This is a genomic window from Nocardiopsis sp. iso_186 (assembly GCF_056173365.1).
This window is the reverse complement of sequence record NZ_CM149670.1, coordinates 3,492,071-3,506,907: the sequence shown is the minus strand read 5'-3', so window position 1 is coordinate 3,506,907 and position 14,837 is coordinate 3,492,071. Positions and strand designations below refer to the sequence as shown.

Here is a 14,837-nt window from a genome sequence, read left to right as displayed (position 1 = left end):
GTGCGGGCAGACTTGGGGAGTGCGCCCCCGGCAAAGGGCCGTCACGCGCATCCGGCGCGCGACGCCCATGCGTTCGGCGGCGCCGTGGGAGAAGGGCGTCACAATGGCGGAACGAGTCGTAGAGGGCGAAGGCATAGCCCCGAACCCGAAGGAGGGCGGCCTGGGACTGTCGGCCAGGGGCATGGCCACCCGTCAACGGTTATTGGCCGCTGCCCGAGAGGTCATCCTGACCCGCGACGGAACACTGGAGGTTGCCGAGGTCTCGGCGCGCACCGGTTGTTCCGCGGGTCTGTTGTACCGCTACTTCGACAACAAGGACGGACTCGTCGCGGCGGTGGTCAACGAGTTCTACGACCGCTACGACGCCACTGTTTTCACCGCCCGAATCGATTCGGGGGAGGGGTGGCTGGCGACCGAGCACGAACGGCTGCGCCGGGAGATCGACTTCCTGTGCGACGACCCCTTCGGACCGGTCATCGTGGGCCGCAGGCTGCGCGAGCCGGCCGCAGCCCAGGCCGACGCGGCGAGACTGGCCCGCCAGGTGGACATCGCCGCCCGAGGCATCGCCCGCGGGCAGCGCGACGGTGAGCTGAATGCTCGCATTCAGCCGGAGTTCGCCGCAGCCGCCGTGCTCGGGGCGTTTCGGGAGCTGATGGCGCGTGCGCTGCGCCCCGGCGGGAGCGCACCGCGAGCGCAATTGCTGGAGCTGATGCACGCGGTGGGGACCAGTCTGCTGCGCCCCGAGGATTAGCCTTCTGCCTTGGTAACCAGCTCGTCGAGATAACAGGCTGCTTCGCGCAGCGCCCGCTCGGGGTCGCCGTCGTGGATTGCGTCGGCCAGGCCCTGGTGGTCCAGGCCGTCGTCACTGGCCCCGGTCATGTCCACGGTGTGCGCGATGCTCTCGTAGACCGCCTGGGAGATGTCGTCGTAGAGCTCGACGAGCAGCAGGTTGTGGGTGGCGACCACGACGGCACGGTGAAAGGTGAAGTCGGCTTCGATGAAGGCGTTCACGTCGCGTTCACGCCATGCCTGGGCCCGCTCGCCGATCGCCGTGTCGATGGCGGCGAGGTCTGCGTCGGTGTGGCGCAGTGCGGCGAGTCTGGCCGCCTCCAGTTCGAGCGCGCGTCGGACCTCCAGGTTCTCGCGGAGCTGAGAACGTTCCAGACGGCGACGCAACGCCCCGCCCAGTTCGCTGGAGGCGCGAACAAATGTGCCGGCTCCCTGGCGGATTTCCAGGAGACCGGCGTGAGCGAGGGCCCGCACTGCTTCGCGTACGGTGTTGCGTCCGACTTCCAACTGCTCGGACAGCTCCGACTCGGTCGGAATGCGGTCGCCGACCGACCACTCGCCCGAGTCGATCTGCGTTCTTAACTGAGTGATGACCTGGTTGACAAGTCCGGTACGACGCGTCGAGGCGAGGGGCACGCGCTTACCTCCTAGGAGTTTCGTTAACGCCGGAGCTTAGACCAGTCTCGCCCGAGAGATGGCCTTCGACGGTCAATGCGTTATTCTCGGACTCTACATCCGGTCATCCCATGAATAGGAGTCGCGTGTGGCCCCGCCCCCCGTGACACCGCCGCACGCCGCCTCGCGGCCGGCAGCCCTCGTTTCACGGCCCCGCAGGCAGGCGTGGTTGATCGCAGCCGGAGTGGGTCTGGCAGCCATCAACCTGCGCACCGGTATCACCAGTATCGGACCGCTGCTGGACGAGATCACCACCGGTCTCGGCATGTCCGCTGTCATGGCCGGACTACTGACCACCCTGCCGGTCCTGTGCTTTGCCCTTTTCGGCGCGCTCACCCCCACTCTGATCAGGCGGGCCGGTGAGCACCGGGTCATCCTGGGGGCGCTCGCCGCACTCACCGCGGGGCTCACCCTGCGGGCGTTCGTCGGCGACCAGTGGCTGTTCCTGCTGTTCAGCGCATTGGCGCTGTCGGGCGGCGCGGTGGGAAACGTGCTGCTTCCCACGCTGGTCAAGCAGCACTTCCCCCACCGTGTGGGGATCATGACCACCGTCTACACCACCGCCATCGCCATGGGTGCGACCATCGCCGCCGCGGGCACCGTTCCCCTTACAGCGGCCACCGGTGACTGGCGGCTCGCCCTGGCGGCCTTCGCCGTCTTCGGGCTGATCGCCGCTGTGCCCTGGGCGCTGGTAATGCGCCACGATCCGCCGCGTTCGGGGAAGGAGAACCCGACGAGTGTGCGGGCGGTGTTGCGCACGCCGATGGGGTGGCAGAGCATCGTCTTCTTCGGCACCCAGGCCGCCATCGCCTACATCATGTTCGGCTGGTTCGCCCAACTGCTCAGGGACAACGGGATGAGCCCCACCGACGCGGGGTTGGCCCTGTCCTACCTCACCGCGCTCTCCATCCCCATCTCGCTCCTGCTGCCCGCGATCATGGCCCGGGTGGGCGACCAGCGGCCCTTCGTCGCTCTCTTCGCCGTCTGCTACGTCATCGGTTGCACCGGACTCGTCGTCGCCCCGGTGGCCGGTGTGTGGGCCTGGGCGACCCTCATCGGACTGGGGATGGGAACCTTCCCGCTCGCACTGACGTTCTTCGCGGTGCGCACCCGGGGGCCCCAGGCCACCGCTGCGCTTTCGGCGGCCACCCAGAGCATCGGGTACCTGATCGCGGGGACCGGGCCGTTCCTCTTCGGCCTCCTGCACGAGCTGACCGGTTCCTGGTATGCGCCCGGCGCGCTGCTACTGCTCCTTGCCGTGAGCAACGCGGCGGTCGGGTTCTTCCTCGGACGGCCGCTCCACCTGGAGGATCAGATCAGGCTCCCGGAAGCCAGTCCAGCCGGCCGATGAGGTACACCGATCCCACGAACGCCACGATGTCGATCAGCGAGTGCGCGACCACCAGGGGCATCACGCGACCGTAGCGGCGGTAGAACCAGCAGAAGACGAGCCCCATCACCAGGTTGCCCACGAACATGCCCACCCCCTGATAGAGGTGGTAGAAGGCCCGCAAGAACGAGGAGGCCAGTGCTGCGCGCAGCGGTGACCACCCCAGCTGTTCCAGGCGCAACAGAAGATAGCCCACCACGATGACCTCCTCGACCACCCCGTTCTTGACCGCCTGCAGCAGCAGGATCGGCACCTGCCACCAGTGCTCGTTCAGTTCGCTGGGCACGATCGGACGGTTCAGGCCCAGCTGGACCGAGACCAGGTAGACCACCAGCCCGCCCAGTCCGATCAGCGCAGCCAGGCCCGCTCCGCCCGCCAGGTCGAATCCGGGCCGACGCAGGTCGAAGCCGATGGTGCGGGCCGAGTCGTTGGAGCGGTACAACAGGTAGAACACCAGTGCCACCGGGGCGAAGGCGAAGACCAGCCGGTAGGTCTGCACCGCAAGGTCCAGCCACGGGCGCTCGGAGGCGGGGGTCACCAGATTGGCCGTCTGTGCGCTCAAACCGCCAGGTGCCGTCGCGGCAGCGGTGAACGAGATCACCGCCCACACCGCGCTCATGCCCAAGGACAGCGCCAGCACGCACCAGACCTCGGCGCCGATCGCTTTGCGGGGCAGCGCACGGACGCTCGTGGGTTCGCTCATGCACCAGATCATCGCAGGATGCAAAGGGACGGCCGCCCCACCCCGGTCCCAGCCATGAGAGCGGGGGACGGTGCGACCGTCAGGCGTCCGCACGCACTAGTGTCCGAACTGGTCGGCCTCGGTGGAGCCGGCCAGCGCGGTGGTGGAGGCGTCGGGGGTGATCGCCGTGCTGATCCGGTCGAAGTATCCGGTGCCGACCTCGCGCTGGTGGCGAGTCGCGGTGTACCCCCGCTCCTCGGCACCGAACTCCGCCTCCTGGAGTTCGACGTAGGCGCTCATCCCGGTCTCGGCGTAGCCCTTGGCCAGGTCGAACATCGAGTAGTTCAACGAGTGGAAGCCCGCCAGCGTGATGAATTGGAACGCGTAGCCCATATGCCCCAGCTCGCGCTGGAACTTGGCGATGGTGGCATCGTCGAGATGGCGCTTCCAGTTGAAGGACGGCGAGCAGTTGTAGGCCAGCATCTGGTCGGGGAAGCGCGCCTTGATCGCCTCCGCGAAATCGCGGGCCACTTCCAGGTCCGGTGTGGAGGTCTCCATCCACAGCAGGTCCGAGTAGGGGGCGTAGGCCAGCCCGCGGGCGACGCAGGACTCCACGCCGTTGCGCACCCGGTAGAAGCCCTCGCCGGTGCGTTCGCCGGTGACGAAAGGGCGGTCGCGCTCGTTGACGTCGCTGGTGATGAGCGTCGCGGCCTGGGCGTCGGTGCGCGCGATGACCAGGCTGGGGACGTCTGCGACGTCAGCTGCGAGCCGGGCGGCGTTGAGCGTCTTGATGTGCTGACCGGTGGGGATGAGGACCTTGCCGCCCAGGTGCCCGCACTTCTTCTCCGAGGCGAGTTGGTCCTCCCAGTGCACGCCGGCTGCGCCGGCGGCGATCATGCCCCGCATCAGTTCGTAGGCGTTGAGCACACCGCCGAACCCGGCCTCGGCGTCGGCGACGATCGGCGCCAGCCAGTGCGGCGCGTTCTCGTCGCCCTCGGACCAGGTGATCTGGTCGGCGCGAAGGAGCGCGTTGTTGATCCGGCGCACGACCTGGGGAACCGAGTCGGCCGGGTACAGGCTCTGGTCGGGGTAGGTCTGGCCGGCCTGGTTGGCGTCGGCGGCGACCTGCCAGCCCGAGAGGTAGATGGCCTTGAGGCCGGCGCGGACCTGTTGGACCGCCTGGTTTCCGGTCAGCGCCCCCAGGCTGCTGACGTAGTCCTGGGTGTGCAGGAGCTGCCACAGCCGTTTCGCGCCTAGCCGGGCCAGCGTGTGCTCCTCAGTGACCGAGCCGCGGAGCCGAACCACGTCTTCGGCGGAGTAGGTGCGCTCGATGCCCGCCCAACGAGGGTCGGTCTCCCACCGCTGCTTCAGCGCGGTGCCGGCTTCCTGTTGACGACCGATGGTGCTCATGGCCTGTTCCCGCCTTTTGCGTTCTGGATCCCCTTGGAAGGTGGTCGTCGGCTGGAACGTCCGCATTCCGAAAAAAGTTAACTTTTTTCAATAGGGAGTGCATTGTTCCCGCCGACATCTCCGATTCTTCGCAAATTTCTTCAGTTTTTCGAGGTTGGTCGGGATGAAGATTCGCGTTTCTTTCTCTAACATGAACGCATGGCGTACTTCGGGAATGAAGAAATACCGGCCTTGCCCAGTGACCTGGATCTCGTCACGTTCGGGCAGCGTCTGCGGCATCTGCGGCGCGCGCGCAACCTGACCCTCTCCGACCTGGGGGAACGGGTGGGTCGAGCGCCTTCGCAGCTGTCCCTCCTGGAGAACGGCAAGCGCGAGCCCAAGCTGTCCCTGCTCACCGCGCTTGCCGCGTCGCTGGACGTGTCGATCGAGGAGCTGCTGTCCAGACAACCCCCGAGCCGGCGTGCGCAACTGGAGATCACGGTGGAGGAGGCCCAGCGCGACCCCGTCTACCAGTCCCTCAACCTGCCGCACCTCAAGGTCGGCAAACGGGTGCCCAACGACGTGCTGGAGCACATCGTCGGTCTCTACGACGAACTCAAGCGGCGCAGCGCCAAACCGACGGCCACTCCCGAGGAGGCGCGTCGGGCCAACGCCGATCTACGACGCCAGATGCGTGAACGGGGCAACTACTTCGAGCGTATCGAGAAGGCCGCCCAGGACACCCTGGACGCCGTGGGCTACAGGGGGGGAGCGCTGTCCCAGGGGCTGATCCTGTCGATGGTCACCTACTACGGCTTCACCCTGCGTTACGTGCAGGATCTGCCGCGCTCGGTCCGCTCGGTCACCGACACCCGCAACCGCCGCCTCTACCTCAAGCGGGAGTCGCTGGGCATGCACACCCCGCGTACGATCCTTTTGCAGACGTTGGGGCACTTCGTCCTGGGGCACGGCCAGCCGCGCGACTTCGCCGACTTCCTGCGCCAACGGGTCGAGGCCAACTATTTCGCCGCGGCCGTGCTCATCCCCGAGACGAGCGCAGTGCCCTTCCTGGCCGAGGCGAAGCAGGCTCGTGATCTCTCGGTCGAGGACCTCCGCGACGTCTACGCGGTTTCCTACGAGATGGCCGCCCACCGGTTCACCAATCTGGCAACCCGCCACCTCGACCTCGTCTGCCACTTCATCCGCAACGACGAGACCGGGATCATCTACAAGGCCTACCAGAACGACGGCCTCGTCTTCCCAACCGACGACACCGGGGCCATCGAAGGCCAGCGCATGTGCCGCTACTGGTCGGGGCGCCAGGTGTTCGCCTCACCCGACCGCTACTCCATCTACTACCAGTACACCGACAAGCCCAACGGCACGCACTGGTGCGTGGCCCATGTGGACCCGAGCCGCGAGCGCAACTTCGCGATCACCCTCGGCGTGCCCTACAAGGAGTCGCGCTGGTTCCGGGGGCGGGAGACCACCCACCGCACCAAGTCCGAGTGCCCCGGCAACGAGTGCTGCGTGCGTCCGCCCTCGGAGCTCACCGCCCGCTGGGAGGGCAACGTCTGGCCTTCGGCCCGCGCCCACTCCCATGTCCTCGCCGCACTGCCCACCGGACCTTTCCCCGGAGTGGACGAAACTGACGTCTACACCTTTTTGGAGAAGCACGACGGGGAGTAGCGGGGGCGGCACTACGGTTGAGCACGCCTTGCCCCGACCCGCCGAAGGACGTGCTCCCATGACCGATCCCGTCTCCCCGCCCGCGTTCGGTCTGGAGCTCGGCCCAGAGGTCCAAGAAGTGCGGGACTGGGTGCACGGTTTCTCCCGCGACGTGATCCGTCCGGTGGCCGCGGAATGGGACGAGCGCGAGGAGACGCCGTGGCCGGTGCTTCGGGAGGCGGCGGCGATCGGGCTGTACTCGCTGGATTTCTTCGCCACTCAGTGGTTCGAGCCCAGCGGGGTGGCGATCCCCGTGGTCTACGAGGAGTTGTACTGGGGAGACCCCGGAATCGGGCTGGCGCTCACCGGGACGACGTTGGCGGCGGTCGCCGTCAGCGCCAACGGGACCCAGGAACAGCTGTTGGAATGGGTTCCGCAGATGTTCGGTACCCCCGACGACGTGCGCCTGGGCGCTTTCTGCTCCTCCGAGCCCGACGCCGGCAGTGACGTCGGGGCGATTCGCACCCGCGCGTCCTACGACGCAGCCACGGACGAGTGGGTCCTCGACGGCGCCAAGACCTGGGTCACCAACGGAGGAATCGCCGACGTGCACGTCGTCGTCGCCTCGGTGGACCCCGAACTGGGTGCGCGTGGACAGGCCAGCTTCGTGGTCCCGCCGGGCACCGCGGGGTTGTCCCAGGGACAGAAGTTCAGCAAGCACGGTATCCGCGCCTCCCACACCGCCGAGGTCGTCCTCGACGGCGTCCGGGTTCCGGGGAGGTGCCTGCTCGGGGGAAAGGAGCGGCTCGACGAACGGCTGTCCCGCGTCCGCGAAGGCCGCGTTTCGGGCGGACAGGCCGCCATGAAGACGTTCGAGGCATCCCGCCCCACCGTGGGCGCCATGGCCGTGGGATGTGCCCGTGCGGCCTTCGAGTACGCCCGTGACTACTCCAGGGAGCGCACACAGTTCGGCCGTCCCATCGGGGACAACCAGGCCGTCGCCTTCACCCTCGCCGACATGGCCACCCGGATCGACGCCGCCCGCCTGCTGGTGTGGCGTGCGTCCTGGATGGCGCGCAACGGCAAGGAGTTCTCGCAGGCCGAGGGGTCGATGAGCAAGCTCTTCGCCAGCGAGACCGCGACCTGGGTCACCCAGAACGCGATCCGGCTGCTGGGCGGCAACGGGTACACCCGCGACTACCCGGTGGAGCGCTGGCACCGCGACGCCACCATCTTCACCATCTTCGAGGGCGCCTCGGAGATCCAGCGGCTGATCATCGGCCGCAGCGTCACGGGGTTGCCGGTGCGCTGAGCACGGCCCGGGACCGACACAGCGGATCAACCGGAGTGTCGCACCCTGTGACCAGGAAAAAGCAGTATGAAGCGAGCCGTTGGACGTGTCAGCCGGGTTTTCCTGGGCAATCGTTGGGAATCCGGTAACGGTACGATCTCGACTGAAGACGCGCCGGCTGACGATTGGATTGATCCCGCTATGGCCGTGAGCTCCCCCGTTCGGTCTGAGTCCCGGAGCGCCGCACCCAGATCCGGCGCGACGCCGGTTGACACCGCGTGGCTGGACATCGCCCGTGTCGCGGCGATGGTCGCGGTCGTGCTGCTGCACGCCGCCGCTCCGGTCGTGACCGGTGGTTATACCGATTTCGGGACCGCCACTTGGTGGACCGCCAATGCGATCGATTCGATGCTGCGCTGGTGCGTACCGGTGTTCATCATGATCAGCGGAGCCCTGCTGCTCAAGCCCCGCCAGGAGGGGCTGCGCTCCTTCTACCAGCGCCGCTTTTCCCGGATCGGCATTCCGCTCGTGGTCTGGAGCGCCGTCTACCTCTCCCTCGAGCTCTTCTACCGGGGGGGTCTGACCTGGTCGGACGTTCCCGCCCGACTCTTCTCCGGCAGCCCCGAGCTCCACCTCTACTTCCTCTTCGTGTTGGCCGGTCTCTACGTCCTCACGCCCTTCCTGCGTCTCATCACCCGTTACGCCAGCACCCGGATGCTCTGGTGGTTCGCGATCCTGATGTCGGGACTGGGCCTGGTCAACGAGGCCATCGCGGCCTTCCAGGGGATCGGCGAGCCCAACGCGGTCACCCGCTTCCTGCCTTTCGTCGGGTACTACGTCATGGGATACCTGCTGCGCGAGACCCGGCTGTCGGCCCGGTCCACCTGGATCGCCGGTGGTGTCTTCGTGGCCGTGACTGCGGTGACCGCCCTGGGCGTCGGAGCGTTCACGCTGCCGGCCCAGTCCATCACCGCTCCCGCCGGGTACCTGTACGACTACCTCTCGGTCAACGTCGTGATCATGTCCGTGGCCGCGTTCCTGCTGTTGCAGAGCCTGGGTTCGCGCTGGCGCCTGTTCACCGACCCCGACAGGGACACCGAGTCCGCCCGCCGTTGGCTCAAGACGTTCTCCGACCTCAGTTTCGGGGTGTTCCTCGTCCACCTGATCGTGCAGCGGGAACTGCGTGCCCTCACGGGTCTGCCCGACGACGCCCTGCTCATGACGGCGACCGTGCTGGTCCAAACCGTGGCGGTCATCGCGGTCAGCCTGGTCATCACCGCGCTGCTGCGCCGTATCCCGGGGTTGCGCGCCACCGTGTGACGCGGGGCGGTCGGTTTTTGCCGGTGCTTGGCCTGGAGCGCACTCCAGGGAGCGGTCTCGTGGTCATGACGGACTACTACCCACCCACCAGCCCCTCGGCGGAGGTCAGTTCCGTTTCCCAGGTTGACGAGGCCGTGGAGGCCGTGGACCTGAGCCGTACCGCCGAGCAGCGCGCGTTTCTGGACGTCACGGGCTGATTCGAGACATTGGACCGGCTATGACCGCCCCGGCGTGTTTGTGGCCACGAAACGCATTGTTTTGGCTACAAACAGTTAGCATTCCGCGCATGACAACCGTTCTGCTGCTCATCGACGTCCAACGCAATATGCTCCAGCCCCCCGAGCCCGTCCCGGCTGCCGCCGAGGTCGCTCCGGTCCTGGCCGACCTGTTGGAGCGGGCCCGGTTCGCCGGAGCCCCGGTGGTACACGTGCGCAACAACGGGGGGCCCGACGACCCCGACGAGACGGGCACCTTCGGGTGGGAGCTCGTCTGCCGTCCCAGAACCGGCGAGCTCGTGGTTGACAAGACCGAACCCGACGCCTTCAGCGGAACCCCGCTGGCCGGGCTCCTTCCCGTGGGTGCCTCCGTCGTCATCGCCGGTATGCAGAGCGAGTTCTGTGTGCGGGCGACCGCGCGCGCGGCCATGCGCCGTGGGCACCCCGTCACGCTGGTACGGGGCGCCCACGCGACCTACGACGACGCCGCGCCCGCACACGGCATCTCCCAGGACGTGGAGAAGGAACTGGTCCACGAGGGAGCCGCGCTGGCCGACCTCGACGAGGTCCGTTTCGCCTGAGCGCGTCCGCTAGCTCGCGAGTCCGCCCAACATCTCGGGCAGCGCACCCTCGTGCACCACCGTCAGTCGCCTGGTCGCCCGCGTGATCGCCACGTACAGGTCGTGCCCGCCCTGCGGTGACTGGGCCACGATGCCCGACGGGGCCACCACGACCACGGCGTCGAACTCCAGTCCCTTGGCCTCGTGGACCGCCAACAGGGCGACCGGGGCGTCGAGGACGGTGGGGCCCGCGCCCACCGAGGCGTCCGGTAGCACCGCGGCGAGTTCGGCCACCCGCGAGGTCGGCACGATCACCGCGACGCGCCCGTCCCCGATCGCGGCTAGTTCGGCGGCCACCAGAGCCGGTAGACCGACGGGCAGCTCCGAGGCCGGCAGCCGCACCGCACGCGGCGCGGGCGCACCGTCGCGGACCGATTCCGGCGGTTCCTGCTCCGGTGCCACCGCGGCCAGGACATCGGTGGCGACCGCCATGATCTCCACCGGCGTGCGGTAGTTGACCATCAGCCGTTCCTCGCGCCAGCGGCCCTTGACGTGGGCGTCCAGCATCTGGGCCCATGAGCGGGCCCCCGCCGGGTCCCCGGTCTGGGCGGTGTCGCCCACCACCGTCATGGAGCGGGTCGGTACCCGGCGCATCACCATCCGCCACGCCATCGCGGAGAGTTCCTGCGCCTCGTCCACGATCACGTGGCCGTAGGCCCAGGAGCGGTCCTCGCCCGCGCGCTCGGCGGTGGTCAGGTACGACCCGCGGTCGCGGTTGCGCTCGGCCAGCCCGCGCGCGTCGATGAACCCCTGTCCGGCCAGCCCGGTGAGTTCCAGGACGCCCTGGGCGTAGTGTTCCTCCGCGCGACGCTCCCGTTCGGCCAGCCGCTCCATGGCCTTGGCCGCCGCGTCGTCCTCTCCCAGGAGTTCGGCGGCCTCGTCCAGCAGCGGGACGTCGGCCACCGTCCATTCGGCTCCCTCGGCGCGGTGCAGCGCTTGCTGCTCGGTCCTGGACAGCCCGGCCCGGCCCGAGGCGGCCGTGCGCAGTGTGTCGGGAGCGGAGAAGAGGTCGCTCAGCAGCCGCTGGGGCGTCAAGAAGGGCCACAGCCGGTCCAGCGCCGCGCGCACCGCGTCCTCCTCCCACAGCATCGACCGTGCGTATTCCAGGTCTTCGGTGTCCAGGGGGCGGCCCAATTGCTTGGCCTGGTCCCGGGCCAGGGCGTTGAGCAGTTCCTTGACCACGACCTTGCGGGCGACGTTGTGCGGGCGGCGACTCGAACGCCCCCGGTCGCGGGCCCGTAGACAAGTCGCGCCGTCGATGCTGAGCACCATGTCGTCCACGCGGACCTGAATCCCCCGCCGCGGTGCGCGCTGGCGCCCGCGCACCGCGGCGCGAATCAGGTCGGCCATGCGCGGGTCTCCCTTCATCTGCGCGGTGTCGGGTTCTTCCGTCGCGGTGGCGTGCACTCCTGGAAACAGGCCGCCCAGTGTCAACAGCACAACGTCGGTTTCGCCGAGGGAGGGCAGGACCTGGCCGATGTAGCGCAGGAAGGTGGAGTTGGGGCCGATCACGAGTACACCGCGGCGGGCCAGGACGCGTCGATGGGTGTACAGCAGGTAGGCCGCGCGGTGCAGTGCGGCCACCGTCTTGCCGGTACCGGGCCCGCCCTGCACCACCAGCACGCCTGCCAGACCGGAGCGGATGACACGGTCCTGCTCGGTCTGGATGGTGGCCACGACGTCGCTCATCCGCCCGGTCCGCCCCTTGCGAAGGGTGGCCAGCAGCGCCGCTTCGCCCACCAGGGACCGGCGCTCGGTCTCGGTGAGTCCGTCCAGGTCGAAGACTTCGTCGTCCAGGTTGACCACGGTGCGGTCGCGCGTGTGCAGGTGGCGTCGGCGCACCAGGGGGCCGGGGGAGTTGGGGGTCGAGGAGTAGAACGGCTCGGCGGCCGGGGCGCGCCAATCGATCAGAATCGGTTCGTAGTCGGCGTCGCGCAGCCCGATCCGTCCGATGTAGAAGCGTTCGCCGGCTTCGGTGCCGTTGCCGCGGTGGTCGATCCGCCCGAAGCAGAGCCCCCGCTCGACCCCCGAGAGCCTGGCGAGCCGCCGGGACTGCTCGTCCGCGGTGACCTCCCGCTCGATCCGGGCCTGGCGGGTGCCGCCACCGCCCCGTCCGTGGGCCTCGCTCAACGCGGCCTCGGTCGCGGCCAGTACCGAGTCGAGCCGGGTGTAAAGCGCGCTGACGTACTCCTGCTCGGCAGCCAGCGCAGCGGCGCGTGCTCCCGCCCCCTCGGGCGAAGGGAGAGTTTGACGAAGGTCCATAGTCTTTGGTAGACTCCCGCCTCAAGGGTATCTATTTTTCTGTGGATGTAGTAGCCTACCAGTCGTGTCGGCTCCGCCCGCAGCAGATCACCGAGTCGGCCAGTCGCGCCCCACCGGCCCCCCGAAACGGCTAGACTCTCTTCCGATGCGATCGACACAGAAGCCCCATCAGTGGTGGCGCCGCTCCTAGGCGGCGTTTCTGGTTCGCATTCCCTCAGCACGTGACCAGCGACCGCCCGTACCGGCGGTCGTTTTTGCTGTCCGCGGGTTCGGGCTCTCGCGCCCGATCTTCCGCGTAAAGGACCGGCCCGTGGACACAAGCTCCCACTCCTACACCACAAGCGGCGGCATCGGCGTGCGCCGTGTCGCAGAGCCCTGCCACCCGGACGCCCTCGCCGCGCTGGTCGAGCGCGTCGAGCATCGGCGCGGCGGTGTTCTGTCCTCCGGCATGGAATACCCGGGACGCTACAGCCGCTGGCACCTGGGATACGTCAACCCCTGCCTGGAGATCTCCGCCCGCGGCAGGCGGATCAGCGCGATCGCCCTCAACGACCGGGGGCGGGTGCTCTTCGCCGCGGTGGCGGACCGACTCGCGGAGTGCGGTGCCCTGGTGGCACCGCGCGGTGCCGATCACATCGCGATCGAGGTCCCCGAGCCGTCCCCCGGTGAGTTCTTCACCGAGGAGCAGCGCAGCCGCCGCCCGAGCGTTTTCACGGCATTGCGCTCATTGGTGGCACTGTTCTTCAACGACACCGATCCGCACCTTGGCCTCTACGGCGCGTTCGGTTACGACCTCGCTTTCCAGTTCGAACCCATTGACCAGGTCCTGGAGCGGGCTGCCGAGGACCGGGACCTCGTTTTGCAACTGCCCGACGCGATCATCGTGCGCGACCGCAAGCGCGAAACCTGCGTGCGCTACTCCTACGAGTTCACCGCCTCCGACGGCACCGCCACCGACGGCCTGGAGCGGTCCACCCCGGCCACCCCGGCCGTGGTCGCCGCAGAGGTCCCCGCTCCGCCGGAGCCCGGCTCCTTCGCCGCTGTCGTGGCCGAGGCAAAGGAGAAGTTCCGGCGCGGCGACCTGTTCGAGGTCGTTCCCAGCCACCGGGTCTATGGGCCCTGCGCCTCTCCGGCCCGCTTCTACGAGCGGTTGCGCGAGCGAAACCCCGCGCCCTACGAGTTCTTCTTCAACCTCGGCGAGGGCGAGTACCTCGTCGGGGCCTCGCCCGAGATGTTCGTACGGGTCTCCGGCGCCCCCGGGCAGGGGCAGCGGGTGGAGACCTGTCCCATCGCCGGCACCATCAAGCGAGGCGACACCCCCCTGGGCGATGCCGAGAACATCAAGGAGCTGCTGTCCTCCCCCAAGGAGGAGTCCGAGCTGACGATGTGCACCGACGTGGACCGCAACGACAAGTCGCGGGTATGCGAGCCGGGCAGCGTCCGAGTGATCGGGCGCCGCCAGATCGAGATGTACAGCCGTCTCATCCACACCGTTGACCACATCGAGGGAACCCTGCGTCCCGAGTTCGACGCACTGGACGCCTTCCTCACCCACATGTGGGCCGTCACCGTCACCGGTGCGCCGAAGACCTGGGCCATGCGCTTCATCGAGCAGCACGAGAGCGCGCCCCGGCGCTGGTACGGCGGGGCGGTCGGGGTGATCTCCTTCGACGGTTCGATGAACACCGGCCTCACCCTGCGTACCGCCCATATCCGCGACGGTGTGGCCGCGGTGCGCGCCGGGGCCACACTGCTCTACGACTCCGACCCCGAGTCCGAGGAGCGCGAGACCTACCTCAAGGCCCGGGCGTTGCTGGAGACCTTGGCCGACGCCGACGCCGATGCCGACGACTCGGCCGCGCAGGACCGGCCCGGAGCCCGGGAAGCCGGGCCGGCCCCGCTTCCCCGGGCGGGGGAGGGGATGCGCGTGCTCCTGGTTGACCACGAGGACTCGTTCGTCAACACCCTGGCCGACTATGTGCGCCGCCACGGCGCGCAGGTCACCACGGTGCGCCACGGCTTCGCCCCCGAACTGCTGGACGAGTTCGCTCCCGACCTGGTGGTCCTGTCGCCGGGCCCCGGCCTGCCGGCGGACTTCGCGATGAATGCGCTGCTGGACGAACTGGACGCCCGATCGCTGCCGGTCTTCGGTGTGTGTCTGGGGTTGCAGGGCATGGTCGAGCACGCCGGCGGCGAGCTTCGGACCCTTGCCGAGCCGGTACACGGCAAACCGGGCAGGGTGCTGGTAAGCGGTGGTGCGCTGCTGGGCGATCTGGGTGCGGACGGGGCGTTCGCCGCCGCGCGGTACCACTCCACCTACACCACGCGCGATCTCGTCAAGGGGTATGCCGTCACGGCGGTCGTGGAGGACGGGCCCGAGCCGGTGGTCATGGCGATCGAGGACGCCGGGGCCAAGCGGTGGGCTGTGCAGTTCCATCCGGAATCGATCCTGACCGCCTCTGTGGGCGAGCAGATCATCGCCAACGCACTGCGTCTGGCGCGCGGCTGAGGAGATTCCCAGGGGCACCCGGGAACC

At 68.5% G+C, this 14,837-nt stretch carries 12 protein-coding genes; 8 read left to right on the top strand and 4 right to left on the bottom strand.

Features of this window, described 5'->3' with window-relative positions:
* The first annotated feature begins 103 nt into the window (after window positions 1-103).
* A complete protein-coding gene (locus AC0VYP_RS15350) occupies window positions 104-751 on the top strand; it encodes a TetR/AcrR family transcriptional regulator (RefSeq protein WP_475470354.1) in 648 nt (215 codons plus the stop codon).
* On the opposite strand, the gene AC0VYP_RS15345 is transcribed toward AC0VYP_RS15350, so the two are convergent.
* The gene (locus AC0VYP_RS15345) at window positions 748-1,425 is read right to left on the bottom strand and encodes a FadR/GntR family transcriptional regulator (RefSeq protein WP_475470353.1); all 678 of its coding nucleotides are present in this window, start codon (window positions 1,423-1,425) and stop codon (window positions 748-750) included. The genes AC0VYP_RS15350 and AC0VYP_RS15345 overlap by 4 nt on opposite strands.
* Before the next feature lie 127 nt (window positions 1,426-1,552).
* Here AC0VYP_RS15345 and AC0VYP_RS15340 point away from each other — a divergent pair, with 127 nt between their 5' ends.
* Window positions 1,553-2,815 carry a CynX/NimT family MFS transporter gene (locus AC0VYP_RS15340; protein ID WP_432707393.1) on the top strand — a complete coding sequence of 421 codons (1,263 nt, stop codon included), beginning with the start codon at window positions 1,553-1,555 and terminating at the stop codon, window positions 2,813-2,815.
* Here the strand turns inward: AC0VYP_RS15340 and AC0VYP_RS15335 are convergent.
* Window positions 2,781-3,557 (bottom strand): CPBP family intramembrane glutamic endopeptidase, encoded by a 777-nt coding sequence (locus AC0VYP_RS15335; protein ID WP_285756699.1) that lies wholly within the window; start codon window positions 3,555-3,557, stop codon window positions 2,781-2,783. The two genes, AC0VYP_RS15340 and AC0VYP_RS15335, sit on opposite strands and share 35 nt — an antisense overlap.
* A 96-nt stretch (window positions 3,558-3,653) precedes the next feature.
* Window positions 3,654-4,946 carry an isocitrate lyase gene (gene aceA, locus AC0VYP_RS15330; RefSeq protein WP_475470351.1) on the bottom strand — a complete coding sequence of 431 codons (1,293 nt, stop codon included), beginning with the start codon at window positions 4,944-4,946 and terminating at the stop codon, window positions 3,654-3,656.
* Window positions 4,947-5,177: 231 nt separating this feature from the next.
* Between aceA and AC0VYP_RS15325 the strand changes: the two genes are divergently transcribed.
* The 5 genes from AC0VYP_RS15325 to AC0VYP_RS15305 all read left to right on the top strand — a co-directional run bounded on the left by AC0VYP_RS15325 (window position 5,178) and on the right by AC0VYP_RS15305 (window position 10,000).
* Complete coding sequence (locus AC0VYP_RS15325) at window positions 5,178-6,614, top strand: helix-turn-helix transcriptional regulator (RefSeq protein ID WP_285757827.1); 1,437 nt, start codon at window positions 5,178-5,180, stop codon at window positions 6,612-6,614.
* 58 nt (window positions 6,615-6,672) lie between these two features.
* Window positions 6,673-7,905, top strand: coding sequence for an acyl-CoA dehydrogenase family protein (locus tag AC0VYP_RS15320; protein WP_475470350.1), 1,233 nt, complete (start codon window positions 6,673-6,675; stop codon window positions 7,903-7,905).
* Window positions 7,906-8,085: 180 nt separating this feature from the next.
* The gene (locus tag AC0VYP_RS15315) at window positions 8,086-9,204 is read left to right on the top strand and encodes an acyltransferase (RefSeq protein WP_475470349.1); all 1,119 of its coding nucleotides are present in this window, start codon (window positions 8,086-8,088) and stop codon (window positions 9,202-9,204) included.
* Window positions 9,205-9,269: 65 nt separating this feature from the next.
* Entirely contained in the window at window positions 9,270-9,401 is a 132-nt protein-coding gene (locus AC0VYP_RS15310; protein WP_285756695.1) for a hypothetical protein, read from the top strand.
* 89 nt (window positions 9,402-9,490) lie between these two features.
* Window positions 9,491-10,000: an isochorismatase family protein gene (locus AC0VYP_RS15305; protein WP_285756694.1), complete on the top strand. Its 510-nt coding sequence runs from the start codon at window positions 9,491-9,493 to the stop codon at window positions 9,998-10,000.
* A gap of 9 nt (window positions 10,001-10,009) precedes the next feature.
* Here the strand turns inward: AC0VYP_RS15305 and AC0VYP_RS15300 are convergent, their stop codons facing one another.
* Window positions 10,010-12,301, bottom strand: a complete 2,292-nt coding sequence (locus AC0VYP_RS15300; protein ID WP_475470346.1) for a HelD family protein — start codon at window positions 12,299-12,301, stop codon at window positions 10,010-10,012.
* Window positions 12,302-12,611: 310 nt separating this feature from the next.
* Here AC0VYP_RS15300 and AC0VYP_RS15295 point away from each other — a divergent pair, with 310 nt between their 5' ends.
* The gene (locus AC0VYP_RS15295; RefSeq protein ID WP_475470344.1) at window positions 12,612-14,810 is read left to right on the top strand and encodes an anthranilate synthase component I; all 2,199 of its coding nucleotides are present in this window, start codon (window positions 12,612-12,614) and stop codon (window positions 14,808-14,810) included.
* The last annotated feature ends 27 nt before the right edge of the window (window positions 14,811-14,837 follow it).